The 26,454-nt window shown below is 41.0% G+C and carries 25 protein-coding genes; 11 read left to right on the forward strand and 14 right to left on the reverse strand.

Going from position 1 to position 26,454, the window contains the following annotated elements:
- Positions 1 to 140: 140 nt before the first annotated feature.
- The 3 genes from H6G69_RS03925 to argF all read right to left on the reverse strand — a co-directional run bounded on the left by H6G69_RS03925 (position 141) and on the right by argF (position 3,447).
- Positions 141 to 1,616: a DNA phosphorothioation system restriction enzyme gene (locus H6G69_RS03925; RefSeq protein ID WP_190681863.1), complete on the reverse strand. Its 1,476-nt coding sequence runs from the start codon at positions 1,614 to 1,616 to the stop codon at positions 141 to 143.
- 156 nt (positions 1,617 to 1,772) lie between these two features.
- Positions 1,773 to 2,378 carry a transcriptional repressor LexA gene (gene lexA / locus H6G69_RS03930; protein ID WP_190681866.1) on the reverse strand — a complete coding sequence of 202 codons (606 nt, stop codon included), beginning with the start codon at positions 2,376 to 2,378 and terminating at the stop codon, positions 1,773 to 1,775.
- 148 nt (positions 2,379 to 2,526) lie between these two features.
- A complete protein-coding gene (gene argF / locus H6G69_RS03935; protein WP_190681869.1) occupies positions 2,527 to 3,447 on the reverse strand; it encodes an ornithine carbamoyltransferase in 921 nt (306 codons plus the stop codon).
- A 126-nt stretch (positions 3,448 to 3,573) separates the two neighbouring features.
- On the opposite strand from argF, the gene H6G69_RS03940 reads away from it, so the two are divergent.
- A complete protein-coding gene (locus H6G69_RS03940) occupies positions 3,574 to 3,771 on the forward strand; it encodes a hypothetical protein (protein WP_190681872.1) in 198 nt (65 codons plus the stop codon).
- Positions 3,772 to 3,820: 49 nt separating this feature from the next.
- On the opposite strand, the gene pstB is transcribed toward H6G69_RS03940, so the two are convergent.
- The 4 genes from pstB to H6G69_RS03960 form a co-directional block, all read right to left on the reverse strand.
- On the reverse strand, positions 3,821 to 4,594 hold the full coding sequence (gene pstB, locus H6G69_RS03945; protein ID WP_190681875.1) for a phosphate ABC transporter ATP-binding protein PstB: 774 nt from the start codon (positions 4,592 to 4,594) through the stop codon (positions 3,821 to 3,823).
- Positions 4,588 to 5,511, reverse strand: a complete 924-nt coding sequence (gene pstA / locus H6G69_RS03950) for a phosphate ABC transporter permease PstA (RefSeq protein WP_190681877.1) — start codon at positions 5,509 to 5,511, stop codon at positions 4,588 to 4,590. Before pstA ends, pstB begins: the two co-directional genes overlap by 7 nt.
- Position 5,512: 1 nt before the next feature.
- A complete protein-coding gene (gene pstC / locus H6G69_RS03955) occupies positions 5,513 to 6,427 on the reverse strand; it encodes a phosphate ABC transporter permease subunit PstC (protein ID WP_190682053.1) in 915 nt (304 codons plus the stop codon).
- Positions 6,428 to 6,537: 110 nt separating this feature from the next.
- Positions 6,538 to 7,548 carry a PstS family phosphate ABC transporter substrate-binding protein gene (locus H6G69_RS03960; protein WP_190681880.1) on the reverse strand — a complete coding sequence of 337 codons (1,011 nt, stop codon included), beginning with the start codon at positions 7,546 to 7,548 and terminating at the stop codon, positions 6,538 to 6,540.
- Between the two features lie 931 nt (positions 7,549 to 8,479).
- On the opposite strand from H6G69_RS03960, the gene H6G69_RS03965 reads away from it, so the two are divergent.
- The 4 genes from H6G69_RS03965 (at position 8,480) to H6G69_RS03980 (ending at position 12,734) form a co-directional block, all read left to right on the forward strand.
- The gene (locus H6G69_RS03965) at positions 8,480 to 9,274 is read left to right on the forward strand and encodes a phosphate ABC transporter ATP-binding protein (RefSeq protein ID WP_190681884.1); all 795 of its coding nucleotides are present in this window, start codon (positions 8,480 to 8,482) and stop codon (positions 9,272 to 9,274) included.
- Between the two features lie 371 nt (positions 9,275 to 9,645).
- Positions 9,646 to 10,737, forward strand: coding sequence for an NYN domain-containing protein (locus H6G69_RS03970; protein ID WP_190681887.1), 1,092 nt, complete (start codon positions 9,646 to 9,648; stop codon positions 10,735 to 10,737).
- Positions 10,738 to 10,877: 140 nt separating this feature from the next.
- Complete coding sequence (hppD, locus tag H6G69_RS03975) at positions 10,878 to 11,900, forward strand: 4-hydroxyphenylpyruvate dioxygenase (RefSeq protein WP_190681890.1); 1,023 nt, start codon at positions 10,878 to 10,880, stop codon at positions 11,898 to 11,900.
- Between the two features lie 135 nt (positions 11,901 to 12,035).
- Positions 12,036 to 12,734 carry an HAD family hydrolase gene (locus tag H6G69_RS03980; protein ID WP_190681893.1) on the forward strand — a complete coding sequence of 233 codons (699 nt, stop codon included), beginning with the start codon at positions 12,036 to 12,038 and terminating at the stop codon, positions 12,732 to 12,734.
- Between the two features lie 78 nt (positions 12,735 to 12,812).
- On the opposite strand, the gene H6G69_RS03985 is transcribed toward H6G69_RS03980, so the two are convergent.
- A complete protein-coding gene (locus H6G69_RS03985) occupies positions 12,813 to 13,439 on the reverse strand; it encodes a CPP1-like family protein (protein WP_190681896.1) in 627 nt (208 codons plus the stop codon).
- Positions 13,440 to 14,131: 692 nt separating this feature from the next.
- On the opposite strand from H6G69_RS03985, the gene H6G69_RS03990 reads away from it, so the two are divergent.
- Positions 14,132 to 14,851 (forward strand): response regulator transcription factor, encoded by a 720-nt coding sequence (locus H6G69_RS03990; protein ID WP_190681899.1) that lies wholly within the window; start codon positions 14,132 to 14,134, stop codon positions 14,849 to 14,851.
- Between the two features lie 405 nt (positions 14,852 to 15,256).
- Here the strand turns inward: H6G69_RS03990 and H6G69_RS03995 are convergent, their stop codons facing one another.
- From H6G69_RS03995 to H6G69_RS04005, 3 genes are all read right to left on the reverse strand, one after another.
- Entirely contained in the window at positions 15,257 to 15,454 is a 198-nt protein-coding gene (locus H6G69_RS03995) for a DUF2811 domain-containing protein (protein ID WP_103138224.1), read from the reverse strand.
- A gap of 793 nt (positions 15,455 to 16,247) precedes the next feature.
- Positions 16,248 to 16,898, reverse strand: a complete 651-nt coding sequence (gene hisIE, locus H6G69_RS04000; protein WP_190681902.1) for a bifunctional phosphoribosyl-AMP cyclohydrolase/phosphoribosyl-ATP diphosphatase HisIE — start codon at positions 16,896 to 16,898, stop codon at positions 16,248 to 16,250.
- A gap of 96 nt (positions 16,899 to 16,994) precedes the next feature.
- The gene (locus H6G69_RS04005) at positions 16,995 to 17,189 is read right to left on the reverse strand and encodes a ChaB family protein (RefSeq protein WP_190681905.1); all 195 of its coding nucleotides are present in this window, start codon (positions 17,187 to 17,189) and stop codon (positions 16,995 to 16,997) included.
- Between the two features lie 106 nt (positions 17,190 to 17,295).
- Here H6G69_RS04005 and hemL point away from each other — a divergent pair, with 106 nt between their 5' ends.
- The 3 genes from hemL (at position 17,296) to H6G69_RS04020 (ending at position 22,013) form a co-directional block, all read left to right on the forward strand.
- Positions 17,296 to 18,594 carry a glutamate-1-semialdehyde 2,1-aminomutase gene (gene hemL / locus H6G69_RS04010; protein WP_190681908.1) on the forward strand — a complete coding sequence of 433 codons (1,299 nt, stop codon included), beginning with the start codon at positions 17,296 to 17,298 and terminating at the stop codon, positions 18,592 to 18,594.
- Positions 18,595 to 19,017: 423 nt separating this feature from the next.
- Positions 19,018 to 20,634, forward strand: a complete 1,617-nt coding sequence (locus H6G69_RS04015; protein ID WP_190681910.1) for a serine/threonine-protein kinase — start codon at positions 19,018 to 19,020, stop codon at positions 20,632 to 20,634.
- A 593-nt stretch (positions 20,635 to 21,227) separates the two neighbouring features.
- Positions 21,228 to 22,013: an FHA domain-containing protein gene (locus tag H6G69_RS04020; RefSeq protein ID WP_190681914.1), complete on the forward strand. Its 786-nt coding sequence runs from the start codon at positions 21,228 to 21,230 to the stop codon at positions 22,011 to 22,013.
- 84 nt (positions 22,014 to 22,097) lie between these two features.
- On the opposite strand, the gene recA is transcribed toward H6G69_RS04020, so the two are convergent.
- Both recA and H6G69_RS04030 read right to left on the reverse strand, forming a co-directional pair.
- On the reverse strand, positions 22,098 to 23,168 hold the full coding sequence (gene recA / locus H6G69_RS04025) for a recombinase RecA (RefSeq protein ID WP_190681917.1): 1,071 nt from the start codon (positions 23,166 to 23,168) through the stop codon (positions 22,098 to 22,100).
- Positions 23,169 to 23,270: 102 nt separating this feature from the next.
- The gene (locus H6G69_RS04030; protein ID WP_190681920.1) at positions 23,271 to 23,456 is read right to left on the reverse strand and encodes a hypothetical protein; all 186 of its coding nucleotides are present in this window, start codon (positions 23,454 to 23,456) and stop codon (positions 23,271 to 23,273) included.
- Positions 23,457 to 23,461: 5 nt separating this feature from the next.
- Between H6G69_RS04030 and xseA the strand changes: the two genes are divergently transcribed.
- Positions 23,462 to 24,715, forward strand: a complete 1,254-nt coding sequence (xseA, locus tag H6G69_RS04035) for an exodeoxyribonuclease VII large subunit (protein WP_190681923.1) — start codon at positions 23,462 to 23,464, stop codon at positions 24,713 to 24,715.
- The gene (gene xseB / locus H6G69_RS04040; protein ID WP_190681926.1) at positions 24,708 to 24,944 is read left to right on the forward strand and encodes an exodeoxyribonuclease VII small subunit; all 237 of its coding nucleotides are present in this window, start codon (positions 24,708 to 24,710) and stop codon (positions 24,942 to 24,944) included. The genes xseA and xseB overlap by 8 nt, the downstream gene beginning before the upstream one ends.
- A gap of 220 nt (positions 24,945 to 25,164) precedes the next feature.
- Here the strand turns inward: xseB and H6G69_RS04045 are convergent, their stop codons facing one another.
- Positions 25,165 to 26,157: an ADP-ribosylglycohydrolase family protein gene (locus tag H6G69_RS04045; protein WP_190681929.1), complete on the reverse strand. Its 993-nt coding sequence runs from the start codon at positions 26,155 to 26,157 to the stop codon at positions 25,165 to 25,167.
- Between the last annotated feature and the right edge of the window lie 297 nt (positions 26,158 to 26,454).

The raw sequence follows: 26,454 nt of genomic DNA on the forward strand, positions 1-26,454 counted from the left end.
TGCAGATATTTTTAGATAGCAAACAAAATTTTACAGTGTTATTTTGATGCAGAACCAATTGTCTGGATAAAACCTCCGCGCACCTCCGCGCTAACCTTCGCGTGCCTTTGCGTTAAACAAAGTTATAACTTACCACAGCTTCACACATCTAATAGCCCATAACGCTTTTGTAAGTCTAACAACTTCATTCTTGCTTCACCTGCGTTGTCTGCTAAATCGGCAAATTCAACAAACCGCCGCAGTTCTTTTCGTAATAGATTACGTTCTACTTCTATAGTCTCCCTATCTAAATCTGGCGGTAAAACAATCATGTCATAGATGGTGGCACGTTCTTTACTAGGATGAGGGCGCAAAACTCTGCCTCGTCGCTGAATAAATTGGCGAGGATTACCAGAGCTTGATAAAATCACCGCAGTTTTAATTGCTGGAATATCCACTCCCTCATCTAAACAGCGAATTGCGACTAAACCTTGTAATTCTCCGCTTTCAAATTGACGGCGTAAAACTTCTCTTTCAGCTAAAGGAGTTTGGGCGGTATAGGTACTAACTTTGTAGCCTAAATCTACACCAAGAATTTTAGCAACGGCTTTGAGTTGTCGCAGAGATGAACGTCCTGTTTCTAAAGAACCATCACTGCAATAAAAAAGTGTGTGAGTAGTTTCCCGGCGTGTTGCCATTAGTTGACGTAAGGCAGTTAATTTATTTGACGCTGCGCCAATTAATCTCGCCCGTTGCATTAATAACGGCTTAATATCTTCGTTGTCTTCAAAGTTTGGTGAGTCGCCAGTTTTACGTTCTTTATATAATAGCGATCGCCCGATTCTTTTAGTTAACTTTAAATAAGCGATACTTTCTGCTTCTGTTAATTCTACTAAAATCGGATAATACAAATAATGTACCAAAGCCCCACTAGCGATCGCATCCCTTAAAGTAAACTCTGGTTGCAAAACTGGGCCAAAATAATCAAATAAAGATTGCGTACCGCCATCATCAAAATATCTTTCTGGTGTGGCAGATAAAGCGAGGCGCAACCCAACTCGGCGGGGTAAGCTTTCTTCTAGTTTGGGCGCGCCTAAATTATGGGCTTCATCACCAATAATTAAAGTTTTTGGTGGTAAATATTTAAGTTGTGATTGCAAGCCATCATTAATTAATGTGGAATTAGTCGTGATGACAGTAACAAAATTTTGAGAACCGGAACGCAAATTATATAGTTGCGTTGAAAGTTGACTTTGCCAACTACGCACATTCTCAAAAGCTAATATCGGTTGTAAATTAAATTTTTCGCATTCGCGCGCCCATTGGGTAACAAGATGACGATAGGGACACACAACCAACAGCACTTGCAGGTTAATTTGCTGATATAATTCGCAAGCGATCGCTAATGCAGTGATAGTTTTACCACTACCAGTTGCCATTTTCAGCGTACCTCTGCCATTATTCGCAAACCAGTTAGTTACAGCTTGTCGCTGATATTGGCGCAATTGCAGAGATATCGGTATTCTTGGACATCCTGGTAATGGTTGGTGATGGTAACTACCGCTACCTTCCCGCGCAAATGGTTTTTTTAGTCGAAAAGCAGGTAGTTGCTGCACCGAGTTTTGCGTCAGGTACATAAAAAATCAAAAACAAAGTTGTTGATGTGAAGTCTGAAGTCTGAAGTCTGAAATTTAAATTTCTTCTATAGCAATCTTATTTGAGTTATAGACATTATCGAACTGCCAACAGAAGAAAGCGAAAAGTTTCCTACTTCATACTTCATACTTCATACTTCAGTTATATCCCCGCCAAACGCCGACGAGAGAACCTTGCACCTGCACTTGCATAGCGGAAACTTCAATCGGGTTATACTTTTGGTTGGCGGGTTTTAAAGTGACGCGATCGCCACTCCGATAAAAACGCTTTAATGTAGTACCATACCCATCAACTCTTGCAGCAACAATTGTGCCATTTTTTAACTGATCTGGTTCTGGTACGGGCAACAAAAATACCAAATCACCATCAGCAATTAAATCTTCAATCATACTGTCCCCTGTTACCCGCAAAGCATAGGTTTGTGCAGGTAACGAGAAATTAGAAAAGTCTAAATAATCTACAGCATCATTATAAGGTTCAATTAAACCCCCAGCCGCAATACTGCCTAAAATTGGTACACCTTGCTTAACAGGATGTAAAATCCGAATTGTTCTGGCTTTGCCTTCAGTCCATTCAATGTAGCCTTTATTTCGTAAATGTTCTAAACGGCTTTGAATAGGCGCAGGCGATTTGAGATTCATCGCTTGCATCATTTGGCGAATTGAAGGAGAATGCTGGTGTGAGCGGATATATTCTGCCAGCCATTCATATAATTCTTGTTGAGCTTCTGTTAGACGTTCCATAGTAATAAAATAGGGAAGTAAATACAAATGTCCCTAGAACATTAGTACTACAAAAAATCCCAGATAACAAGATGAAAATAAAAATATCAAAGGCAAAAGAAAGCAAAATTTTGATTCTTTTGCCTTTGATTTTTTCAGTTTTTCCTGTTCACTCTGCCCCTAAAATACTCGCCAGTAAGGCTTTTTGTGCGTGCAGCCGATTTTCTGCCTGATCCCAAACGCGAGAGTGAGAACCTTCAATTACTTCTTCCGTAATTTCTTCACCACGATGGGCGGGTAAGCAGTGTAAAACAATTGCATCTTTGTTAGCCAAGCTCAACAATTGATCAGAAATTTGATAGGGTTGAAAAATTGGCATTCGATCATCAGCTTCTTGTTCTTGTCCCATACTTGCCCAAACATCGGTATAAAGTACAGTTGCTTCCTTTGCGGCTAATTCTGGGTCATTAGTTAAAAATACTTGGGTTTTATCGCCAGCGATCGCCCGTGCTTGTTCTACAATTTTGGCATCAGGTTCAAATCCTTGAGGAGTCGCAACTCTCACATTCATTCCCGCCAAAGCGCAACCTAACATCAAAGAATTCGCTACATTATTGCCATCGCCGACATAAGTTAAAGTCAAACCAGCCAAATCACCAAAGCATTCTTGAATCGTCAATAAATCAGCTAATATTTGACAAGGATGTTCCGCATCAGTCAGCGCATTAATTACCGGAATTTTGGCATAGTTGGCAAAAATTTCTAAATCTTGTTGGGCAAAAGTCCGAATTGCCAAAATATCTAAATATCTATCTAGCACCCGTGCCGTATCTTGGATAGGTTCGCCGCGACTTACTTGCGTCACATTCGGATGCAAATCAATTACCTGTCCACCTAATTGATACATCGCCACTGTAAAACTAACACGAGTGCGAGTTGAAGCTTTAGAAAACAACAAACCCAACACCTTATTACAGTGCAACTTCAACTTTTGAGACTTAAGTTGACCAGCTAATTCCAAAATTTCTTGAAGTTCCGTTGGACTGAAGTCCGCCAGACTTAATACATCTCGTCCGATTAACACTGCCATGTGTTTCAGTTGTAAAGAACAATTATCTATTGCTGTTTCTTTACCCAGCCGTGTCAAAAAAAACGCAGTTTAGCACTGCATTTTATCTTTTTGCGTCCAGCCCAGGATTTTAAGTTAGCTTTTGCTATGAATATTAATTTATCAACTTTATTGGTGATTGAATTCAATATTTTTTTGCTAGCGAAATCTCCACTAGCAATTTCTTCAACCTTGGTGTTATGGACTGTTGACAAAGCCCCGTTGGGGCGGGGTGTGAGGGTTGGGAATAAGCTGATGTGCTTTCAAACTGCACATTCTCTGGTTGTGGCTGTCATTAGTCATTAGTCCTTTGTAATTTACAAATAACTAATGACCCATGACCAAGGACAAAAAACTAACCAAACCGCCCATTTACATAATCTGCGGTCTTTTTATTGGCAGGATTATTAAAGATTACTTCGGTTTTATTAAATTCAATCAACTCACCCAAATACATAAACGCCGTATAATCAGAAACCCTTGCGGCTTGCTGCATACTATGAGTCACAATCAAAATCGTCACTGTTTGTTTTAATTGAGCAATCAATTCCTCAATACTAGCCGTAGCTATGGGGTCTAAAGCCGATGTCGGTTCATCAAATAGTACCATCTCCGGTTCAGTGGCTAAAGCACGGGCAATACATAAGCGTTGCTGTTGTCCACCAGACAAATTAAAAGCCAAATCTTGCAAGCGATCCTTAACTTCATCCCACAAAGCCGCGTTGCGTAAAGCTGTTTCTACCTTTTCATCAATTACAGCACGTTTTGATTCACCCCGTACCCGCAAACCATAAGCCACATTTTCATAAATTGACTTGGGAAAAGGATTCGGTCTTTGAAACACCATACTAATCCGCATCCGCACTTCAATGGGGTCAACTTTATGACTTAATAAGTTAATCCCGTCTGGTTTTAAAGTAATTTCTCCTTGATAACGATTTCCCGGATACAAATCGTGCATCCGATTAAAACAGCGTAGCAAAGTAGTTTTCCCACATCCCGAAGGGCCAATCAGTGCCGTTACTTGCTTTTCACCTATTGGCAAATGAATATCTTTAAGGGCGTGGACTTTGCCACCATAGTAAAAATTGAGATAATCAACAGAAGCTTTTAAAGAAGGCTCTACCATTTGATTTTTTGACGTAAACGATAACGGATATAAATTGCTACGGCATTCATGATGAGAGTTATCGCAATTAATACGATACCTGCGGCGGCGGCGTTCACTTGAAATTCGGCTTGGGGACGAGACACCCAATCAAACATTTGTATTGGTAGGACTGTGAAGGGGGCTAACAACCAAGCAAAGGAAATGTAGGGAAACTGTGCTGTGATGGGTGGGTCTGGTAAAAAAGCAATAAATGTCAGTGCGCCAATAGTGATGAGAGGCGCAGTTTCCCCAATGGCGCGTGCTAAGGCGACAATAATACCTGTGAGAATTGTGCCTGTAGAATATGGCAAAGCATGATCCCAAATCATTTGCCATTTAGAAGCCCCAGCCGCATAAGCCGCTTCGCGGATACTGTTAGGAATGGCGCGGAGGGCTTCACGGGTAGTGACAATTACTACTGGCAAAATCAACAAGGACAAGGTTAACCCAGCACTCAGGATGCTTTGACCCAGATTTAACCCATAAACAAAAACGCCCAAAGCTAAAAGCCCGTAAATGATAGAAGGAACGCCAGCTAAGTTAGTAACGTTAATTTCAATCAAATCGGATAGCCAATTTTTGCGGGCGTATTCTTCTAGGTAAATTCCTGAGGCAATACCGATGGGAATTGCTGCCAATGCTGTAACTAGCATAACTAAAACAGTACCGACCCAAGCTGAAAAAATACCTGCTTGTTCTGCCCTGCGACTGGGAAATGAGGTGAGAAATTCCCAAGATAAACGCGGCCAGCCATCGCTAAATAAGTCAAAGATTAATGCCAGTAAAGTAATAATGCCGACTAACATCGACAACAAGCCAATGATATTAAAAATATATTGCGATCGCTTGTTGCGATTAATAATTTTGCGAATGTAGGGAATATTTTGACTGACCATCTTAATAAATTTCTCGATACCGCTTGCTGAGAAAATGCCCGACAATGTTGAACACCAAAGTTATCAGCATCAAAGTGAGTCCCACCGCAAAAATCGTCTCGTACTCCAAACTGCCGTGGGGTAAATCGCCCAAACTCACCGATACTATATAAGCTGTCATGGTTGCGGCTGGTTCCATTGGGTTAAAGGTCAAATTAGGCTGTCCACCCGCCGCAATAGCCACCACCATCGTTTCCCCCACCGCCCGCGAAATTCCTAATATGTAAGCAGCAGAAATCCCAGAAATTGCCGCAGGTAACACCACCCGCAAAGCTGTCTGTAAGCGCGTCGCCCCCGTTGCATACGAACCCTCCCGTAAATGTGTTGGTACAGCACGCATCGCATCTTCGCTCAAAGAACTCACATAAGGGATAATCATCACCCCGATGACTAACCCCGCACTCAACATATTAAAACCAGGTAAATCAGGCAAAAATACTTGCAGTAACGGTGTGACAAACAACAGCGCAAAGTAACCGTAAACTACTGTCGGAATACCTGCAAGTAATTCTAATGCTGGCTTGACGACTTCTCTAACTAAGGGGGGCGCAAATTCACTTAAGTAAATGGCAATAATCGTACCTAAAGGTACAGCGACAAATAAAGCGACGGCGGTTGTGGTTAAAGTTCCAGCTACTAAAGGCCAAATGCCAAAATGCTTATCATCAAATAATGGTGTCCATTGAGTATCTGTTAAAAATTCCCACAAAGACACTTGGCGAAAAAATCTGACAGACTCGTAAAGTAAGATACCAACAATAGCTACTGTTGTTGCCACCGAAGAAAGGGCAGCTAAAAATAAAACAGATTCAATTGCCCGTTCTCGCACATTGCGAAATAGCTTAAAAGAAAATCGAGATGTGGTTGCAATGCTCATACCAGGGATGCGTAGACTTTTAGCGGCTTGTCGTAGACATCGCACTATACATTTAATAGATAAAGAGAGGTAGAGTACCTCCCTTTACAAAGTGATCAATTTTGGTCTAACTATTGGGCTTCACGACGCAACAAGTCGTCAATTTTTAGCCCTACAGCTTCTTTACCGCCAAAAACAGTGCCGAATCTCTTTTTGCTGAAGTGACTTTGGGCGGTAGTATATGCTGAACTTGGCAAAGCTACATATCTCACTTCTTTAGAGAATTTAGCGGCATTTTGCAAATAGTATTGAACAAACTGCTTCACCTCTGGTTTGTCAATAGACTTAGAACTGACGTAGATAAATAAAGGCCGTGACAGAGGAGAGTAACTACCATTTCTCACAGTAGTTTCTGAAGGTAATACACCGTTAATTGGTACGGCTTTTAATCTTTTTTGGTTCTCTGCATAGTAGGCATAACCAAAGTAGCCAATGGCGTTCTTATCACGGGATACACCCTGTACCAAAACGTTATCATCTTCACTGGCTGTGTAGTCACCACGGCTGGACTTGGCTTTACCAACAATAGCTTCGGTGAAATAATCAAAGGTTCCTGAGTTGGTTCCAGGGCCAAATAACTTCAGTGGTGCGCTAGGAAATCCTTGACGCACTTGACTCCAGTTATTAACTTTACCCTGTGCGCCTGGTTCCCAGATTTTCTTAAGTTCGGCAACTGATAAATTCTTTGCCCAATTGTTTTGGGGGTTAACCACAACAGTAATCGCATCATAAGCTACTGGTAATTCTATGTAGCGAATGCCTGCGGCTTTACAAGTATCAATTTCTTTTTGCAGAATTGGACGAGAAGCATTTGAGATATCTGTCTCACCCCGACAGAATTTTTTGAAACCACCACCAGTTCCAGAAACACCAACTGTCACTCTAACTCTGCCTCTTTGGGATTTTTGGAATTCTTCGGCGGCTGCTTCAGTGATGGGGAAAACTGTACTAGAACCGTCAATGGCAATAGTTTTTACGCTTTGGGATTGAACCGCAGACATTGATAATCCCAAAGTAGTGCTTACCATTGCGATCGCACCTAATACTGTCAAGCCATTTAGCTTCAAGTTAATTTTACTCACAACAACGTTCCTCTTTTGTCTGATGCTCGATCGCTCTACAAAGACAAGAATGTTGCTCAGTTTGATAACTAGTGAGCATCTTGTCTTTACTGTAAAAAAAATGACACCATCAGGTAATAATGAAATTAATTTTTGGTTATATCTTGGTTAATTTTTTAGCTAAATTTTGGCTATGTACTGCTATTAAACAGCAAAAAGTTTAGTATTTACCCAGAGATAAATTCTTGAAAAATTCCTGCAATAAACGATATCTTGCATCTTAGGTGGGAATCTTTTGCATTTTGAGATATCGATATAAAATCATCACTATATTTCTACAAATCATACTTTGAGCATTTAATAATACTTAAGTAAGCTTTTCTATTCGGGTATCAAAACTTGATAACAAGCTAATTAAATGAAGTATGGTGCAACTATACACTTATTCACCAACAAACTGACTCAAACTAATATAGAGTTATGTTTGTTAATTTGATGCAGCCTAGCTTTTAGCTTCTCTAATATGGCGATCGCTACATAAAAGATTCCACTTAATTTCTCAAACAGTCAGCATCATTTCAGCGATTAACATTATGCTTTAACAGATTTATCTGAATTTCAGAAAATAAAAATATTGTTTTTATGAAAAGTGTAATCACAATTTTAAGCGTAATTTAATTATTTAAATCAATTGAAATTTTATGCTAAATATTTAATAAATACCTGATAAAAACCTGGAAAATCACAAAAAACTGTGGTAGCATATTTTACAAAACTTATTAAAGTATATAAATAAATTTTTGCTTAAAAAATATACAGTCATTTAATAACAGTATATTTGCTGTATAACAAAGTAATAAATATTGAACATATTAGATCAACAGCAGCGTAGTAACACAGAGCTATAGATTTTCATGATTGCCCTCCGTTCATTTACATACTCATTTCAGCAATGAATAAACTCATTCCAGCAATCAAGGTTAAAAATCTCAGCCTTTACTACAACACCCAAAAAATCCTCGAAGGGGTGTCAATGGATATTTACCAGGACAAAGTAACGGCAATTATTGGCCCTAGCGGTTGTGGTAAATCTACCTTTATTAAATGCCTCAATCGGATGAATGAATTAGAAGCCCAAGTCCAAGTTGAAGGCAGAGTAGAATTTTATAACCAAAATATTTATGAACGGCGAATCAATTTAAACCGCTTACGTCGCCAAGTCAGCATAGTACTGCCCAAACCTAATCTCTTTCCCATGAGTGTGTATGATAATGTTGCCTATGGGGTAAAAATTTTAGGATGGCGACCAAAAGTCGAGTTAGATGAAATTGTTGAATCTGCGATTAAAGCTGCTGACCTGTGGGAAGAAGTAAAAAATAAATTGCATAAATCTGCTTTAGAGCTTTCTGGCGGACAACAGCAACGGCTTTGTATAGCTCGTGCTTTAGCAGTTAAACCCAAAGTCCTACTAATGGATGAGCCTTGTTTTGGTCTTGACCCTATCGCCAGTATGAAAGTAGAAAGCTTAATTCAGAGTTTACGCTTGCGATCGGATTTAACAATGGTAATTATCAGTCATAATTTACAGCAAGTTACCCGTGTATCTGATTTCACAGCCTTTTTTCAAACCAACGAAAACCGCATTGGACAGATGGTCGAATTTGGCGTTACTAAAAAAATCTTTTCTAACGCTCTTGATGCACGCACCCGTGAATATGTCCTAGCGCGCCTCGGTTGTGGCAAATAAATCAACTCAAGATATCAACAACCTGGATTAATTCGCTTAGTATCGTAATTCTAAATTGTTTGTGAACGCCTTCTTTCCTATCTCCCTTTGTGTACTTAGCGTACTTTGTGGTTCATTATCATAATTCTTGTTCACGCCTTATCTGGATTGAAACGCTGATTAAATATCTAAATTTTTGTATATACATTCATCGAAATTATTTTATCTTATTAGAAATTATTAATATAGCTTGACAAAGCTAGCAAAACTCTAGTATCCCTTTTAGGGAGTTTTACGGTTATCAGATGCTTAATCACCCAGATATAACATGGGTGTTTTACTTCCTTAGACGTGAATTTAACAATCTGAGCCAGATTGCCATACAGTAATTTATGAGCTATGCCACCCAAACTGAGTTAAATGGCTCAGATACTATCACCAATATCAAGCCATTTGAGCCAACACAGCACGATTTTGTTAACAAAACCGAGATAGCAGTATTGCTATTAGATGCAGAAAATTTACAAATTAATACTGAAACGGAAAAGTTGCTCACCACAGTTTGCAACTGTCCAATTCAAATCAAAATTGCCTTTGCCAATTGGTGTCGTATGGGCAAATTAGATATAGAATTACATGGGCGTGGTTATGATTTAATTCATGTACCTGCGGGTAAAGACAATGCCGACGGCAAAATGATTGCTCTTGGCTCATCTATTCATGAAAGATACCCAAAGGTTAAGGAAGTTTTAGTTTGTTCTTCAGATAAAGTTATGACTAATCTATGCAACCATCTACAACAACATGGATTAGTGGTATATCAAGTCAGCAAGCAAGGTGAAGATATTACAGTACTGAATAGTTCTACAGGTCAACTTGTCAGACAGGTTGCTAATTCTGTCATAGAAATACCAACGATCGCACAGTTTATTCACCAAATCAAAGAATTAATTAAAGCTGAACAAAAACATACTAAAAATACTTGGATTCAGCTAAATACTATTTCTCAAAATTATAAAAACAAGTACAATTTAACAATTAGCCAAATAGCGGCTAAACACTTTCCCGGGAAAAAAGCCAGAGAAATTTTTACTAACCATCCTCAAGAATTTGTCCTGCATCAAATTGCTCAAGATGCCGCAGTCTATATCACGCTTTTTGATATCAATTTAGAACAGGCAGAAAAACAACAAGATGATGCAAAATTAAGCAATAATCAATCATTGGTATTGCCTAACATGGCTACCAAAGTAGATTTAGAACAAGCACTCAAGCAGATTATTAATGAATTAACTAACCATACTCCCGGAAGCTACATTAACATTGGGCCTTTAGGCAGCCAATTTAAAGAGCAGTATGGTAAACCAATTACCGAACAAATTAAAAGTTTGCAATTAAGCGGTAATTTTCTGAAATTTTTGCAATCCTGTAAATCCTTTCAACTCAGAAAATCAACGAAAGGATGGGAGATAGCGATTAAATAATTTCTCCCCTATGCCCTTGCTTCTCTAGGTTTGATGTTGTAGTATGCTTACATAATTCTTGCTTAGGAAGGACTTGATAATCTAGCAAAAAAGGCAAAATTTAAACATAGATAAGCTCTAGTGCTAGATTTTCAGGATTTATGGAAATTGCTCACGTTCACTTCTATGTAGAAAATGCCACACTGTGGCGAGATTGGTTTGTCAACTATCTAGGATTTATCGCCGTACCTAGCAAGATAAATTCATCTCACACCCACACAGAAATAGTCCAAAGTGGCACTATCTGTTTTTTACTGTCTTCGCCGTTATTACCTCATAGTCCAGTAGCCCAGTTTCTACACCAACATCCTCCCGGTGTGGCGGACATTGCTTTTAGTGTCCCAAATGTAGAAGCTGCGATCGCACAAGCAGCAGCACACGGAGCTACAATCTTAGAACCTATCCAACAATACCCAGGCTATAAATGCGGCAAAATTGCGGCTTGGGGTAGTATGACTCACACCTTCATCGAAAAAGACCAAGCTAGCCCCTTACAAAGTCAGCATCGCCCTATTTTTACCGCCATAGATCACATCGTTTTAAACGTTACAGTTGGTGATTTAGAGCGAGCAGTCACTTGGTACACAAACATTTTAAACTTGCAACCAAAACAAGCCTTTAAAATTCAAACCGATCGCTCCGCTTTGCACAGCCAAGTAATGGTTTCTCACCAAGGTAGCGTCCAATTACCAATTAACGAGCCAGCTTCTGGCAATTCTCAAATTCAAGAGTTCCTCGATATCAACCGCGGCCCGGGAATTCAGCATATCGCCTTACGCACATCAAATCTCGTCAGTGCGATCGCCAAATTGCGTAGTCGGGGCTTATCTTTACTATCTGTTCCCCAAACCTACTATACCCAACTCCAAAAACGGCCAGAATTTCCCCTATCCTCTTTAGAACTTGCAGCGATCGCTCAACAAGAAATCTTAGTTGATTGGCAAGTAAATACTCACAACGCTTTACTGTTACAAATCTTTACACAACCTATTTTTAGCCAGCCGACATTTTTCTTTGAATTTATTGAACGCCGTTTTCAAGCCCAAGGTTTTGGCGAAGGTAACTTCCGCGCCTTGTTTGAAGCCATTGAAAGCGAACAAATCAAACGGGGTACTCTTTCTTAGTATTGAGATGAAGTATGAAGTGTGAAGTATGAAGTGTGAAATTTCATTCTTCTGCCTTCTAGTTGGCCATTGATTGATGACTAATGATACACAAGTAAGTTAATCTTAAGAAAAATTAACATTTAAATTCCGCCGATGCTAAGACTATTTACAGACTTTGACGGCCCCATTGTTGATGTTTCTGAACGATACTATCGTGTTTATCAATTTTGTTTAGCAAAAACCCAACGTCCAGGCCAAGCGGTACGCCAATTAAGTAAACAAGAATTTTGGCAATTGAAAAGAGCGCGTGTTCCTGAAGCACAAATCGCTTTAAAATCTGGACTGGAAGAGGCGCAAGCACAAGAATTCTCTCAGCTACGGCGGAAAACAGTACATACAAAAGAATATTTTGACTATGACACCTTAATGCCGGGTGCTGTCGAAACATTGGTGAAGATTCAAGAGGCTGGAATTGATTTAGCTGTCATGACAATGCGGCGGGTATGGGAATTAGACTTTGCCTTTAAAAAATTTGATTTGGATAGGTTTTTTCCCGAAAATCGCTGTTATTGTCTAGCCAACGACTATGTTAAAACCCGTGATATCGAAGATAAACCATTGTTAATGGCCAAAGCTTTAAAAGAACTGTCTCCCATCGCCGATACTTGGATGGTAGGGGATACAGAAGCCGATATCACAGCCGCGAAAAAACACAATATTAAAGCCATTGCGGTAGAATCTGGTATCCGCGATCGCGCTCAAATAGAACTGTATCATCCTGATTACATAGTTCCTAACTTAAGCTCTGCTTTTGCTTTGATTGTTGAGAATCGAACCTTAGTACTCAAGTAATCCAGAATAGACACAACAAAATAGGTAGCAACTTGAAAAAACAAATTGCTACCTATTTTTAATTTAAAAACCTTCAATTTAACGTAAAAAGCTGCTGATCAGCCATAACAATATAAATGTAAACACCGTAGAGAATTGGTCTGTAGTCAACTTCAGCAAGCTAAATTGGGGTAACAACCAATTAGCCAGCAAGCCACCCACAATTAAGCCCACAATCAGACCAATCAGTGTTAACAGAACGGCTCTGCCAAACCTACCTTCTTTGCGATTCAGAAAGTAAACACTGACACCTACACCTACCACTAACGCTAGCTGTAGAATTTGATCACCGCTAGCAGGATAAAAAATCCCAATAGCACTCAAACCTGAATACCAAGCACCTGGTAAAAGTATCTCTGCCGCTGTTGGCTGATCTATGATTCTTTGGAGCCATGCAGGTGACTGTTCACGAGGCGTTGAGACTTCTTTCGGAGGAAATGGTACTCGCAGTTCTGGAAACCTGATACGTTCAGGAACTTTGATTTTGCCTTCCTGACGCATCCTCAGCCGATCCATTAAAATCGCATCGTAAGCTGCTTCAATGAGTTCCACATTTTTGCTATCGCCACTGTATTGCTCCAATAGGCGATTGCGAGCATCCTGAATTTCATCAAAGCTAGCATCCTCGGACACCCCAAGTTTTTCGTAGGGATTTTGATCGCTCATGGGAGTTTATACTTCAGCCTTAGTCAGCAGCGGTATTTGGCTTTAGGAAAAACAACTTTTATAGTTTTGCCTAAATTAAACTAATGTTACGAGCAACTAATATGCTCTACCAGGATAGTAGCACGGGTAAGTTAGACTGACCTGGAAATTTTAACTATAGCAACTTTAACATATTGCTAGAACTCCGTGTATCCCCTCATGTCGTTGGTGAGTAAGGGCTTTACTCTAGAATTTAAACTAAGACTACTTAAATCTTAATTTTTTATGAAAAAATTAAATTTTATGTTTCAAATCTGGCAATTTACCGTACCTTGAGCCAATTTCCATAAATTAGCTTCATAATCACTGGTGGTGTCTATAAGCATATCAATATTAAAATTGAAAAGCTTTAAATTACCACGTAATTGGGAGTAGGAAATTTTCCTAGGTTACGGAGCTACTGTGGCTAATGCCAGATTATTTGGTAACTGGGTATTAAGTTGACAATTAAAATACCTGCGATTAGAGTGCAGGTAACGCCAGTAAAATTCTCTGGCTTTAATTGAATAAAATCCTGATTAAGCCATTATTTTTGGATAAGCAGGAAAATTACTGACTTCCCAGCCTTGTAGATTCTTGAACAATCCCAAGTGGAAACTGCGTTTACGCAATTTTTCTGTTAATCTTACGAATTTTTGTGCAAAGTGATGGTCATGGCTCCTGCCAAGATTCTTGTAGTTGATGATGACCCTGCGGTTCGGAACTTAATTCAACGCTTTTTGATTAAGCAGAACTATCAGGTAGAGGCGGCTGAGGACGGTAAAACTGCCTTAGCGCTGTTCGAGCAATTTAATCCCGATTTGGTGATTTTAGATGTAAATTTACCAGACGTTATCGGGTTCAACCTCTGCCAAGAGATGCAAAGTCGCAATGGTGTGTTTGTTCTCATGCTCACTAGCCGTGCGGATGAAGCTGACAAGATTCGCGGCTTTGCCAAAGGTGCTGATGACTATCTCACCAAACCATTTGGTTTAGGAGAGCTAGAAGTCAGAGTTGCGGCCATCTTGAGGCGACAACGAGTGGTCACTACAGCGGAACAAAAACGCCTAGTATTTGAAAAGCTGATGATTGACCCCGTGCGACGGGAAGTTACATTAAACAACCAGCCAGTGCCTTTAACAGCATTGGAATTTGACTTGCTGCATTTTTTAGCCAGCCATCCTGGGCGAGTTTGGCGTAGAGCCGAACTCATTCAAGAGGTATGGGACTATGAATATGTTGGCGACCAGAGGGTTGTAGATGTGCATATCGGTCAAATTCGTAAAAAAATTGAAGCCGATGCTAGCCAACCAGCATTAATTCAAACAGTACGCGGTGTAGGTTATAAATTTGAATGTCCTACTCATTCTCCGCAGTTAGAAACCAACCCTTGAATTCACAGCTCCTAGTCTAGAATTTTCTAACTAGGACAAACTTAAAATTTAGATTACTTTCGCTACAACTTGCTCATCATACCTAAATTGTAGCAAGGGGCTAGTCAAGCATAGAAACCAGCACCCTTTTTGCTACTTAATTTTTTCCTAACGCTGGCTTAAGGCTATATTTCGTACCAGCGTAAGTTTTGATTGTCAGTAAAAATACGATAATTTGCTGTGCAGAATCATCTGTTGGTGTTAGTGGTGATGATGTCTTGCCCGGTAAACAAATTCATCTATTGGACACGCCAAGCTTGTCCGTACTTAGTGAGACATAACTCAGAACAGCAAAGCTAAAATCAACATATTGGAGTGTTTAACTGCTGAAATTGTTATCTAACAGCGGTTCCGGGCATTGTATGATTAGCAGTTATGGAACAGTGTTTCTAAATAAACACGAGCAGCACGGCGATCGCTGTCCCCGTTTTGGAGTAAGAAAAGTGATAATGCAGCTGTCAACACCCGATTTTGATCCCAGTCTGGATGAGTTTCTAAATAAGTTTTGAGAGATTCATGGAGTGTTTCGGGTATTTCTGTAAAAATGCTCACTGTTGCGTTCATGAGATTTTCCTTCTCTAAGGCCAATCAAGCAAAATTGCTGGTATCTGAATCTGAGTTGACAGTGTTGAGTGAAAATACTACTACCTAGTCCTGCGAAACTTATTTCCTCAGGACTGCTTAAGCATTTAAAAGCATCTCCAGAAATTGTTAATTTCCTCAACACCATAGACAAGAAAAAAATGCCAGCCGAATCATTGTGCGCTAACAGGGGGTGGGTTTGTCAATGCTGAGAAATGTTAAAAATGAATCTCCCTAAAACAAATATTCACGAAATAATCAGGCTTTGAGTCGAGTTTTTGTTACTTTTCTTTACAAAAACTCAGTCACTGAAGTTACCTAACATAGTAAATTCAAAATCCCCAATAAGTCAGCAAGTGCCGATCATCTCGTCCCGACTCTGTGGAAAACTACGAAAGTGCCTGTGGAAACCCTGTGGAATAAGTGAGGAAAATTTCAGCAAATGATAAGAATTACAAAAAGTGCATAGTCAGTAGTCATTTATAAAAGGGGGTAGGGGGCAGGGTGTAGGGAAACCCCAGATTGAAAAATAGGGGTTTGACAAATCAGGACACTGTATTTCTCGCACTAACTTGTCTGGAGATACATCTAAATTCTTTTTCCATAATTCAAATCAGGGGCTTGTACTTTGTAGGGTGTCGGAGGGGCGTTTTTTCTTACACCCCACACCCTGTTCTTGGTCATTTGTTAAAGATAGAAGGCAAAAAGTAGACATTTCAGACTTCAGACTTCAGACTTCAGACTTCAGACTTCAGACTTTAGACTTCAGACTTCATCATCGTCGGCGCTCTTGTAACTTCTGATATACAGCCTTTAAATCAACTTGATGATGGGCTAAGGCCACCAGGGTGTGATAAAACAAATCAGCCACTTCCCCAGCAATAGCCTGTGCATCGTCGTCTTTAAAAGCCATCACAACCTCAGCACTTTCTTCGCCGATTTTTTTTAAAATCTTGTTATCACCGCCGGCTAATAACTTAGCAGTGTAAGAATTTTCTGTAGGGTGGTCGCGGCGATCGCAAATCACCTCAAACACCTGCGATAATGTATCAGCTGGTGGTGGATTAATTTTTCCTTCTATTTGGTGAAAACAGCTGCGTTCGCCAGTATGGCAAGCAATATCTCCGATTTGCTCTACCCCAATCAACAAAGCATCACTATCACAGTCATAACGAATACTTTTGACCTTCTGAATATGACCTGAAGTCGCCCCCTTATGCCATAATTCCTGACGCGAACGACTCCAAAACCAAGTTTGGCCACTTTCTAAAGTCTTTTGCAACGACTCCTGATTCATCCACGCCATCATCAAGACTGTACCGTCTAGATAGTCTTGTACAATAGCTGCTACCAAGCCCCGTTCGTCGTAGCGAATTTTCTCAACGGGGATGGCGTGACGGAATGAATCAGGTTCGCTAGAAAACATACCAGATGATTTGATCTAATAACTATGACTAATGGATTCACGATACCATTCTCAATAGTACATCTGGTATGTTTGATTGAAATGAAAACTGATTATCTAACCTGAAACAACAGCATTTCTTTCCATTGCCGACTGCATTCTCACAGCACTTAACGCAACTTGGTGAGCTTTGGATGCTTCACCATACCAATGCAGAGCCGAGTTAAAAGCTGCACGGTAAAGCTCCTGATAAGCCTCCGACAAACGATTCCGAATTTCTAAAGGCAAGTCGTCATTAGACTTGTACAGCATGATGATTTTCCTGGTTCAGCTATTTGTATACGATAGAAATTCTGAGCAGTTTTTAACCCTATCCTAAGATAGAGCTTTTTTATTCCGTATTTTTTAGGAGAGAGCCTTGGTTAATACCACAATTAAAACCACAAAATCACAAGAAATCTTTGCCTCTGCCCAAAATTTAATGCCAGGAGGAGTTAGTTCTCCTGTTCGAGCATTTAAATCTGTCGGTGGACAACCTATAGTTTTTGATCGTGTTAAAGGAGCCTATATTTGGGATGTAGACGGCAACCAATATATCGACTATGTAGGTACTTGGGGGCCAGCAATTTGCGGTCATGCTCATCCAGAAGTGATTGCCGCACTCCACGAAGCTTTAGAAAAAGGTACTAGCTTTGGTGCGCCTTCTGTACTAGAAAATGTGCTTGCAGAGATGGTCATTGATGCTGTTCCGAGCATCGAAATGGTAAGATTTGTAAATTCTGGCACTGAAGCCTGTATGGCTGTGCTAAGGCTAATGCGGGCTTTTACCAACCGCGAGAAAATCATTAAGTTTGAAGGCTGCTACCACGGACACGCCGATATGTTCTTGGTAAAAGCTGGTTCAGGTGTGGCTACTCTTGGCTTACCAGACTCACCAGGAGTACCAAAATCAGCAACTAGCAATACCCTAACTGCTCCTTTTAATGACCTAGAAGCAGTCAAAGCCTTGTTTGAAGAAAACCGTGACCAAATTGCTGGTGTGATTCTAGAGCCAGTTGTTGGGAATGCTGGGTTTATTCCTCCCGATGCAGGCTTTTTAGAAGGGCTACGGGAACTGACTCACGAGTATGGGGCTTTACTAGTCTTTGATGAAGTGATGACAGGCTTCCGCATTGCTTATGGTGGCGCACAAGAAAAATTTGGCATCACCCCTGATTTGACCACACTAGGTAAGGTCATCGGTGGTGGTTTACCTGTAGGAGCCTATGGTGGGCGACGAGATATTATGTCGATGATTGCTCCTGCTGGCCCCGTGTATCAAGCCGGTACTCTTTCTGGGAATCCTTTGGCGATGACAGCTGGCATTAAAACACTGGAATTGCTACAAAAACCCGGTACTTATGAGTACCTGGATAAAATTACGCAACAACTCTCAGATGGGTTGCTACAAATTGCTCAAGAAACTGGTCATGCAGCTTGTGGTGGTCACATTAGTGCCATGTTTGGTTTATTTTTCACTGCTGGGCCTGTGCATAACTATGAAGATGCCAAAAAATCAGATACTGCGAAATTTGGACGTTTTCATCGCGGTATGTTAGAGCGTGGTGTTTATTTAGCCCCATCGCAGTTTGAGGCTGGGTTTACTTCTTTTGCTCATACAGAAGAAGATATTAACCAAACCCTAGCAGTTGCACGAGAAGTATTGTCTAGCCTCTAAGGGTTGAGTGCTGAGGGCTGAGTGCTGAGTGCTAACTCACAAAGCAATTAAGAATTATCAGTGCCTGGTGGCACTCTCTTAACTCAGCAACGCCAGTTGCTGCCCTGCGGGAATGCCTTCGGTGAACAAGTCGGCGAAGCCGCCCAATGCACTGGCTCCTCAGCACTACTTACGTGAGTGTGAAAATACGTAGAAATCTTAAATTAAGAGGACTAATTATGCAAATAGCTTGATTGCTACTGACGATCGCACTGTTAATGGGCTATCTTGTTGTGATGATTGCTGAGATCAAGCAGTCTAACTTTAGGAACTCTTCAAAGGATTTCCAGCATAAATTACCTGCCAAGAGTTGAGTTTGCTTTAAATAATTGAACTAGAGCGCAATGCTCCCAGCCATTATTTCGTGCAGCGAGTTGACAGCGCATGAGCTACTGCTTAAATCCGACGTGTCCCAATCCAGAAAACGTGGCATATAGCCAAAGATGTCAATCTTGTGGCTCACGACTACTGCTGCGCGATCGCTACCGAGTGAGTAAACCTTTAGGTCAAGGCGGCTTTGGAGCAACCTTTTTAGCTCAGGATGAAGCTTTGCCCGGTGAGCCAAGTTGTGTAATCAAGCAATTACGTCCCTCTGGAAACGCACCACACGTTTTGCAGATGGCGAGAGAATTGTTTGAGCGAGAAGCCAGAACCCTAGGTAAAATTGGCAACCATCCCCAAGTTCCGAGATTGCTGGATTATTTTGAAGAACAGGAACAATTTTATCTAGTTCAAGAATATATCAGTGGCGCGACTTTGCAACAAGAGGTCAAAAGCAACGGTGTTTACAGCGAAGCTGGCGTTAAACAATTTTTGAGCGAAATTTTACCTTTACTGCAATATATCCACGAGCAGAAGGTGATTCATCGTGATATCAAGCCTGCCAACCTAATTCGCCGTACTCAAGATGCCAGAATGGTTTTGATTGACTTTGGTGCTGTTAAAAACCAAGTCACTCAAGTAGCAGGTGCAGCCCAATCAGGACAAACGGCTTTAACCGCCTATGCCATTGGTACTCCTGGTTTTGCACCCCCAGAACAAATGGCGATGCGTCCAGTTTATGCCAGTGATATCTACGCTTTAGGCGTGACTTGTATCTATTTGTTAACGAGCAAAACTCCCAAAGATTTAGAATATAATCCCACAACAGGAGAAATGATGTGGGAGCAGCTAGTATATGTGAGTGGTCACTTAACTAGTGTGCTACGCAAAATGTTAGATGTTTCTGTTCGCAATCGCTACCAATCAGCGACAGAAGTCTTGAGAGCCTTAGAAATGGAGCCTTACTTAGATAGTTTGGCTAAAGGCTTGCTTGTGAAAAATGATTCCAATACAAAAGAAAAAACTACACCCCATACGGAAAATTCTGCCATTTTATGCAGTAATCCGTCGGCTGTGGCTGCTAATACAGGAGTAGCGCAGGTAGCAGCAGCTATTCGGGCTAGAAGAGCCAAAATTGCTGAAGCTGCGGCTAATTCAGACGCAGGAAGAAGCCATCAAGCACCTAAAGCCGCAATTTTGCCTAACAGTAATAGCCATAGTTCTAATACGCAGCATTCTAAGATGGGGCGTAAATTAGATAGTCAAACTTTATTAACTGCATACCTTAAAGGAAGACGGGATTTTGCCTTACATAATTTAAACTTTCTGAATTTGCAAGGTAGCGATTTGTCAGAAACGAATTTTCATTCGGCTCAACTGCAAAGTGCCAATCTTCAGGGGGCTAATCTTCACAATAGTGATTTTGGTAGGGCTAGCCTGACTCGCGCCAATCTCAGAGATGCAAATTTGAGCAAGGCTTATTTCAACCACGCTGATTTAGAAGGAGCAGATTTACGTGGTGCTGATCTCAGCCATGCTCATCTGAGTAATGCTAATTTGCGCGGTGCTAATTTATGTGGTGCTAATCTCACCGGTGCGAAAATTTTAGATGAACAGTTGGCACTAGCCAAGACTAATTGGATGACAATACGTCCCAATGGCAAACGGGGATTATTGTAATTTATATCGTGTCCTGTTAAAGACTCATAGCAGGAGGCAGGAGTAAAAGTCTTAATATTCCTGGTATTCAAGCTTTCAATTTGTCCTAATATTTCTGACTACATCATTAAGGCTGCAGGGTGCAAGGGAGAGGGTTTTGTTGTTTCTGCACAAATTTGTCGAATCACCACTGATTAGCCGGACATGATATTAGAAGTTAGATTATAGGTATTTTTGAGTACTAAACAAATAAATTTTTCTTTCAAAGTATTTTTTGGATAAAACCAGATTACATGGATAATTCTGGTTTGAAGCAGCTGGCTTTGTAGTAAAACTTTATGATTTCTAATAGTTTTTATTTTTGCTTAAGATTTTCTTAATAATTTGCATCTGTGAAAATTTCACTATTTTAATTTAAAATATACAACAAAGAGTTATAGTTAACATTTTTTTTATAACAAAGTTACACGATATTTCTACGGAGTCATGATATTAATTATCGGATCTCTGAGATAACAGTCGTTAAACTTGAGTGTACGTAGTTGCTCAATTTTTCAATAGCAACAATCTCTAAAAACGCAATTGTTCCGAATTGTAAGCTGAGAAAAAAGTTCATGACCGAAATCAGCAAGTCCAATTTGTTGGCATTAAAAGACTCAGCTAGTAACGTAGCTGAATTTCAAGCAAAGGAAATAGAAAAGAAATTAAGTTTATATCAGGAATTTGTCAAATTATATGAACATAACAGTAGGCTTTTAGAAGACATTCTGGAGATAGAAAAAGTATCTCAGCCTGGCTTAACAAGATTTAAGCCTAGTTACGTGCAAGGTATCATAGATGATTCCGTGGTCTATCTTGTCACGAATTTGGGTGAAAATCACACGGAAGCTTTGTTACAACCACAGCGAATTTGGACATTAGGACGCGATCGCCATAATGGTATTTATGTAGCGAATAAATATCTGTCACGCCGCCACGCTGCCATCCAATATATAGATAATAATGATGCTCCGGGTTTTTACTTAGTCGATTTTAAAAGTACCAATGGCTCATTTGTGAATGGCGAACGTGTTTATCACCAGATCAAACTTCAAGATGGCGATCGCATTCGTCTAGGTAATCTCACTTTTGATTTTTTCTGCAATCAAACCTGTCGCGTTTTACCTACAGTAGCTATGGAGTTACTGATGCAGCTTGCGGCTCGCAAAGGATGTGCTAATGATGAAACAGTAAGTTATGTGGCAATATCTGAACAATACCTACCTGCTACTAATAAACCGATAACATTTCCACACAATTTAGACTTAGATCATCAACATAATGCTGATAACCTAAGTACAGAACAAAAAGCTGACATTTTAGACCGTTTCTTTAATAAATTTACACCTTATTCAGTGTAAAGAAAATAGCGAACAGCACTCACTATTCGCTATCAAAATTATGCTTTTTCCATGCCCGACTGATTAAATCAAGCGGGCATTTTATTATTCTTCTTCCTCGTACTCTTCTTCTTCGTCTTCACTAACTTTTGCTACAGAGTTAGCCGAAACAACCGCTCCCATATCTAGTTTTTGGCGTACTTGTTGTTTAATTTGTTCCACGAATTCTGGTTTTTCTTCTAAGTACTTAATGGCGTTATCTCGACCTTGAGAAATATTGTCTCCGTTGTAACTATACCAAGCACCTTTACGAGTTAAAACGCCTGTTTCTTCAGCTATATCGACAAGACAACCTAAAATAGAAACTCCCTTACCAAAAATAATGTCAAATTCTGCAACTCTAAACGGTGGCGCGACTTTGTTTTTCGCAACTTTGACTTTAACGCGGTTGCCAAATTCATCTGTACCTTTTTTCAAGGTTTGAATCCGGCGAATATCTAAGCGCACAGAAGCGTAAAACTTTAAGGCGTTACCACCAGTTGTCGTTTCCGGGCTACCATAGGTTACGCCAATTTTTTGCCGCAATTGGTTGATAAAAATTACTGTACAACCAGATTTACCAATGTTCCCCGTAATTTTACGTAGGGCTTGGCTCATCAGTCGTGCTTGTAAGCCCACATGAGCATCGCCCATGTCGCCTTCGATTTCGGCGCGGGGAACTAGTGCGGCTACGGAGTCGATAACTACAATGTCCACGGCGGCGGAGCGCACTAGTTGATCAACAATTTCTAAGGCTGCTTCTCCTGTATCTGGTTGGGATACCAATAAATTTTCAATATCTACACCCAAGGCCGCCGCATAAGTAGGATCAAGGGCGTGTTCAGCATCAACGAAGGCAGCAATACCACCTTGCTTTTGCACTTCGGCGAGGGCGTGTAGAGCTACTGTCGTTTTACCAGAACTTTCTGGGCCATAAATCTCGATGACGCGTCCTTTGGGCAAACCACCACCCAAGGCTAAATCTAAGGTAAGCGCCCCTGTGGAAATTGTCTCCACTCGCATCCGGGTTGCATCGCCTAGGCGCATGATTGCTCCTTTACCGAAGCTGCGCTCAATTTGGTTGAGTACCATATTTAAGGCTTTTTGCTTGCCGGAAGTGTCAGTGTTGATAGCCATTACTGCCTCTATCTATATATATGGATTTATGGAGTGTGCGGTTGGGATTTTGAGTAGAACAGATATACTATTTTAGTCCGAAAATGCGGGAATAGGATTTATCTAAGAAATAATCGTGACATCATCGTAACGCGATCGCTTGTGTGAGTAGTCTTGACCCCCCTCAACTATTATGGCTTCCACCATGTCGTTTGTTAGGATTTGGAAGAGACAGTAGTGCGTTGCTGGTCTAATTTTGGAGCAACTGCCGTGTTTTGCTAATTTATTCTGCCCTTTTAATTGAGCCATTGTTAATGACTTCTGATTTTACTGACTCTGTAACTTTCAATACAGCCCTTTCCGTGGCTGGTTTAACTGATTATATCCGCTTGCTGCTGGAGCAAGATGAGCAGTTACGGCAAGTTTGGATCACAGGGGAAGTTTCTAGTGCTAATCACCATCGTAGCGGTTTATTTTTCACACTCCAAGATCCCGATGGGACAGCCGCAATTAAATGTGTGGTTTGGAATAGCCAAGTAGCCAAACTGATGCAAGTCCCCACAGTAGGTGAACAAATCATTATTTTGGGCAGTATTCGTCTGTATCCGCAAAGAGGAGAGTATCAGTTATCAGTGTGGCAAGTTTTACCTGCGGGTATGGGTTTACAAGCACTCCGCTATCAACAATTACGTCATCGCTTGTTATCGGAAGGACTATTTGAGCAGCAGAGAAAGCGGCCGCTCCCTCCTCACCCGGAAACGATCGCTGTTGTAACTTCTCCCACGGCTGCGGCTTGGGGTGATATTCAAAAAACTCTTAAGCAACGATATCCAGGGTTACTGATATTATTTTCACCAGCGACTGTGCAGGGCGAACAAGCACCAGAATCGATAGTTAAAGCGATCGCTAGGGTAGAAGCCGATGGTCGCGCGGAGGTACTAATTTTATCGCGGGGTGGTGGTGCGGTTGAGGAATTAGCCTGCTTTAATGATGAGCGCGTAGTCAGAGCCGTTGCTGAGTGTTCTATCCCGGTAATTACGGGGATTGGTCATCAACGAGATGAATCTTTAGTCGATTTAGTTGCTGATGTCTGCGTACATACACCGACAGCCGCCGCAGAACTGGTTGTACCTGCGTTGTCAGAGTTGTCTGCTCAACATCAACAGCGAATCGATGCTTTGTATGATGCTGTGCATGAGGTGAGGACATCAGCGGCGAATCGACTACAAACATTTCGTCATCGGATGCAGCGCTTGGGGTTAGATAAACAACTCAAACAAGAAACGCAGAAGCTACAGTGGAAACGTCAACAACTTGTACAAATCAGCAACAGGCGATCTCAACAAGCAACACAGCACTTAGAAATGTTGCGGCAAAAGTTGGCAACTCTTGATCCAAAGGCGGTTTTGCAGCGTGGTTATGCGGTGGTGAGAGAAGAAAATGGAACGATCGCACGCGCAGCTAGCAATTTAACTGTCGGGCAAGAGTTGTTGGTTCAGTTGGGGCAAGGAGAGGTTAAAGTTAAGGTTACGGAAGTAGTGACAAAACCCAAAAAGATTGATGGTTAAACGCAAGAGTCCCGCAAATCCTGAAGCGATCGCTGGCTGGAAATATGAAGAGAAAGTCACAGAAATCGAAAAAATCATTGCCCAAATTGAAGCGGGTGAGTTGGGATTAGAAGAAGTGTTTGAGCAGTTTGCAACTGCTATTGAGTATTTACGTCAGTGTGAAAGCTTTTTACAACAGCGACAACAGCAAGTAGATTTACTGATTGAAACTTTACAAGATGAGACATAGGTTTTTATCTTCAGCGATCGCTTTTTGATGACATTCCTTTGGGCAGGTAAACTGTTTTTAGTATTACCAATTGTCTAATATCAGAATTGCATCTTCGCTTCAGGAGTGCCAATTTCTGCTAATGCTAGAAGAGACTTTCTGAGTAAAAATACCAGTCACACTTTCATACTTGGTGATGAAACTTGTTTTATCAAGACTACCCTCTGCCCCTGCCTCTGGATCAATCCCAAAGTTGACCCAAGGCTGCTAATTGCTCGCGGTATTCAATGCGATTTACCCAATCATCTGGCCATGCTGCTATGCCTAAATATGCGCCAGCAAAAGCACCAGCTAAACAAGCAATAGAGTCAGAATCCCCTGCTGTGAGTGCCGCACGGCGCAATGCAGCTAATGGTTCTTGGGGAAATAATAAAAAGCATAGTAAACCTGTTACCAAGGCTTCTTCTGCTACCCAACCCTCACCTATCGCCAAGCAGGGGTCTGCATCGCGGTTGGGATTGACCAATGCTGCATCTAGACGGTCAAGCACAGCTAAACATTCATCCCAACCCAGACTCATAAATTCTTGCGGTGTAGCAATACCTGGACGTTGCCACAAAGAACCTAGCCAATCAACGTGATAAACGAACCGCTGAGTTGCAGCATAATTGCGGAGTTGAATAGGTAACTTTTGCGGTTCGCCACCCTTGACAAGATAAGTAATTGCTGCTGCGGTTAAATCTGAAGCAGCCAGGGCAGTAGGATGACTGTGAGTTAATGCTGCTTGAAACTGGGCAACTGCGGCACGAGTGGGATTATCTACTGGCAATAAACCCACAGGTGCAACACGCATATTTGCTCCACAGCCCTTAGAATTGGGTCTAGTTGCTTGTTGCCAAGGCAGACCTGCTTCTAAATATTCACAAGCCTGCAAGCAAGTCATACCAGGGGCGCGGTTATTGTCGGGACTGTTTAACCACTCCACAAAAGTACGCCTTAAGGCAGGCTCTAAACTAGTTACGGTCAAGTTTGCTGCACCAACCTCAACCAAAGCTTGCCCTACGGCTAAACTCATCTGGGTATCATCAGTAACTCGTGCGGGATTACCGCCAATTTCTTGCGGCCCTTTGGGTGGAAAGCGACGACAAATTTCTTCCACACTCAAAAATTCAGTAGCAGCACCCAAGGCATCACCCAAAGCTAGCCCAAATAAACATCCAGAAGCACGACGCATAGATAACACTTTTTAATTACATTTTTAATCCACAAATGCTACAAAATCCACTTCATCCCTGCCCAAACCCATAACTTTGATGTTCACTACGTAAGCCCTATAAGTATCCGCGTTTTAACTGAATTGATGAGATTAAGACTCCTACTATGAAGCATTTATTCTCTATATCTCTGGAGTAAATGTTGTTCAAAGACGGCAAACACCACATTATGATTACGGTTCACCCTAATTACTCGATGTATTAATTCTCATAAATTAGACGAAGTGAAAGCAAATTAATCCATGAACCAACTAAAC

The sequence above is a fragment of the Nostoc sp. FACHB-110 genome (assembly GCF_014697425.1).
GTDB lineage: Bacteria > Cyanobacteriota > Cyanobacteriia > Cyanobacteriales > Nostocaceae > Nostoc_B.

What these genes read in the sequence shown, in the direction of transcription:
- H6G69_RS03925 (WP_190681863.1), bottom strand. Translation starts at nt 1,616, where the DNA reads ATGTACCTGACGCAAAACTCGGTGCAGCAACTACCTGCTTTTCGACTA.
- lexA (WP_190681866.1), bottom strand. Translation starts at nt 2,378, where the DNA reads ATGGAACGTCTAACAGAAGCTCAACAAGAATTATATGAATGGCTGGCA.
- argF (WP_190681869.1), bottom strand. Translation starts at nt 3,447, where the DNA reads ATGGCAGTGTTAATCGGACGAGATGTATTAAGTCTGGCGGACTTCAGT.
- H6G69_RS03940 (WP_190681872.1), top strand. Translation starts at nt 3,574, where the DNA reads ATGAATATTAATTTATCAACTTTATTGGTGATTGAATTCAATATTTTT.
- pstB (WP_190681875.1), bottom strand. Translation starts at nt 4,594, where the DNA reads ATGGTAGAGCCTTCTTTAAAAGCTTCTGTTGATTATCTCAATTTTTAC.
- pstA (WP_190681877.1), bottom strand. Translation starts at nt 5,511, where the DNA reads ATGGTCAGTCAAAATATTCCCTACATTCGCAAAATTATTAATCGCAAC.
- pstC (WP_190682053.1), bottom strand. Translation starts at nt 6,427, where the DNA reads ATGAGCATTGCAACCACATCTCGATTTTCTTTTAAGCTATTTCGCAAT.
- H6G69_RS03965 (WP_190681884.1), top strand. Translation starts at nt 8,480, where the DNA reads ATGAATAAACTCATTCCAGCAATCAAGGTTAAAAATCTCAGCCTTTAC.
- H6G69_RS03970 (WP_190681887.1), top strand. Translation starts at nt 9,646, where the DNA reads ATGAGCTATGCCACCCAAACTGAGTTAAATGGCTCAGATACTATCACC.
- hppD (WP_190681890.1), top strand. Translation starts at nt 10,878, where the DNA reads ATGGAAATTGCTCACGTTCACTTCTATGTAGAAAATGCCACACTGTGG.
- H6G69_RS03980 (WP_190681893.1), top strand. Translation starts at nt 12,036, where the DNA reads ATGCTAAGACTATTTACAGACTTTGACGGCCCCATTGTTGATGTTTCT.
- H6G69_RS03985 (WP_190681896.1), bottom strand. Translation starts at nt 13,439, where the DNA reads ATGAGCGATCAAAATCCCTACGAAAAACTTGGGGTGTCCGAGGATGCT.
- H6G69_RS03990 (WP_190681899.1), top strand. Translation starts at nt 14,132, where the DNA reads ATGGCTCCTGCCAAGATTCTTGTAGTTGATGATGACCCTGCGGTTCGG.
- H6G69_RS03995 (WP_103138224.1), bottom strand. Translation starts at nt 15,454, where the DNA reads ATGAACGCAACAGTGAGCATTTTTACAGAAATACCCGAAACACTCCAT.
- hisIE (WP_190681902.1), bottom strand. Translation starts at nt 16,898, where the DNA reads ATGTTTTCTAGCGAACCTGATTCATTCCGTCACGCCATCCCCGTTGAG.
- H6G69_RS04005 (WP_190681905.1), bottom strand. Translation starts at nt 17,189, where the DNA reads ATGCTGTACAAGTCTAATGACGACTTGCCTTTAGAAATTCGGAATCGT.
- H6G69_RS04015 (WP_190681910.1), top strand. Translation starts at nt 19,018, where the DNA reads ATGAGCTACTGCTTAAATCCGACGTGTCCCAATCCAGAAAACGTGGCA.
- H6G69_RS04020 (WP_190681914.1), top strand. Translation starts at nt 21,228, where the DNA reads ATGACCGAAATCAGCAAGTCCAATTTGTTGGCATTAAAAGACTCAGCT.
- recA (WP_190681917.1), bottom strand. Translation starts at nt 23,168, where the DNA reads ATGGCTATCAACACTGACACTTCCGGCAAGCAAAAAGCCTTAAATATG.
- H6G69_RS04030 (WP_190681920.1), bottom strand. Translation starts at nt 23,456, where the DNA reads ATGGCTCAATTAAAAGGGCAGAATAAATTAGCAAAACACGGCAGTTGC.
- xseA (WP_190681923.1), top strand. Translation starts at nt 23,462, where the DNA reads ATGACTTCTGATTTTACTGACTCTGTAACTTTCAATACAGCCCTTTCC.
- xseB (WP_190681926.1), top strand. Translation starts at nt 24,708, where the DNA reads ATGGTTAAACGCAAGAGTCCCGCAAATCCTGAAGCGATCGCTGGCTGG.
- H6G69_RS04045 (WP_190681929.1), bottom strand. Translation starts at nt 26,157, where the DNA reads ATGCGTCGTGCTTCTGGATGTTTATTTGGGCTAGCTTTGGGTGATGCC.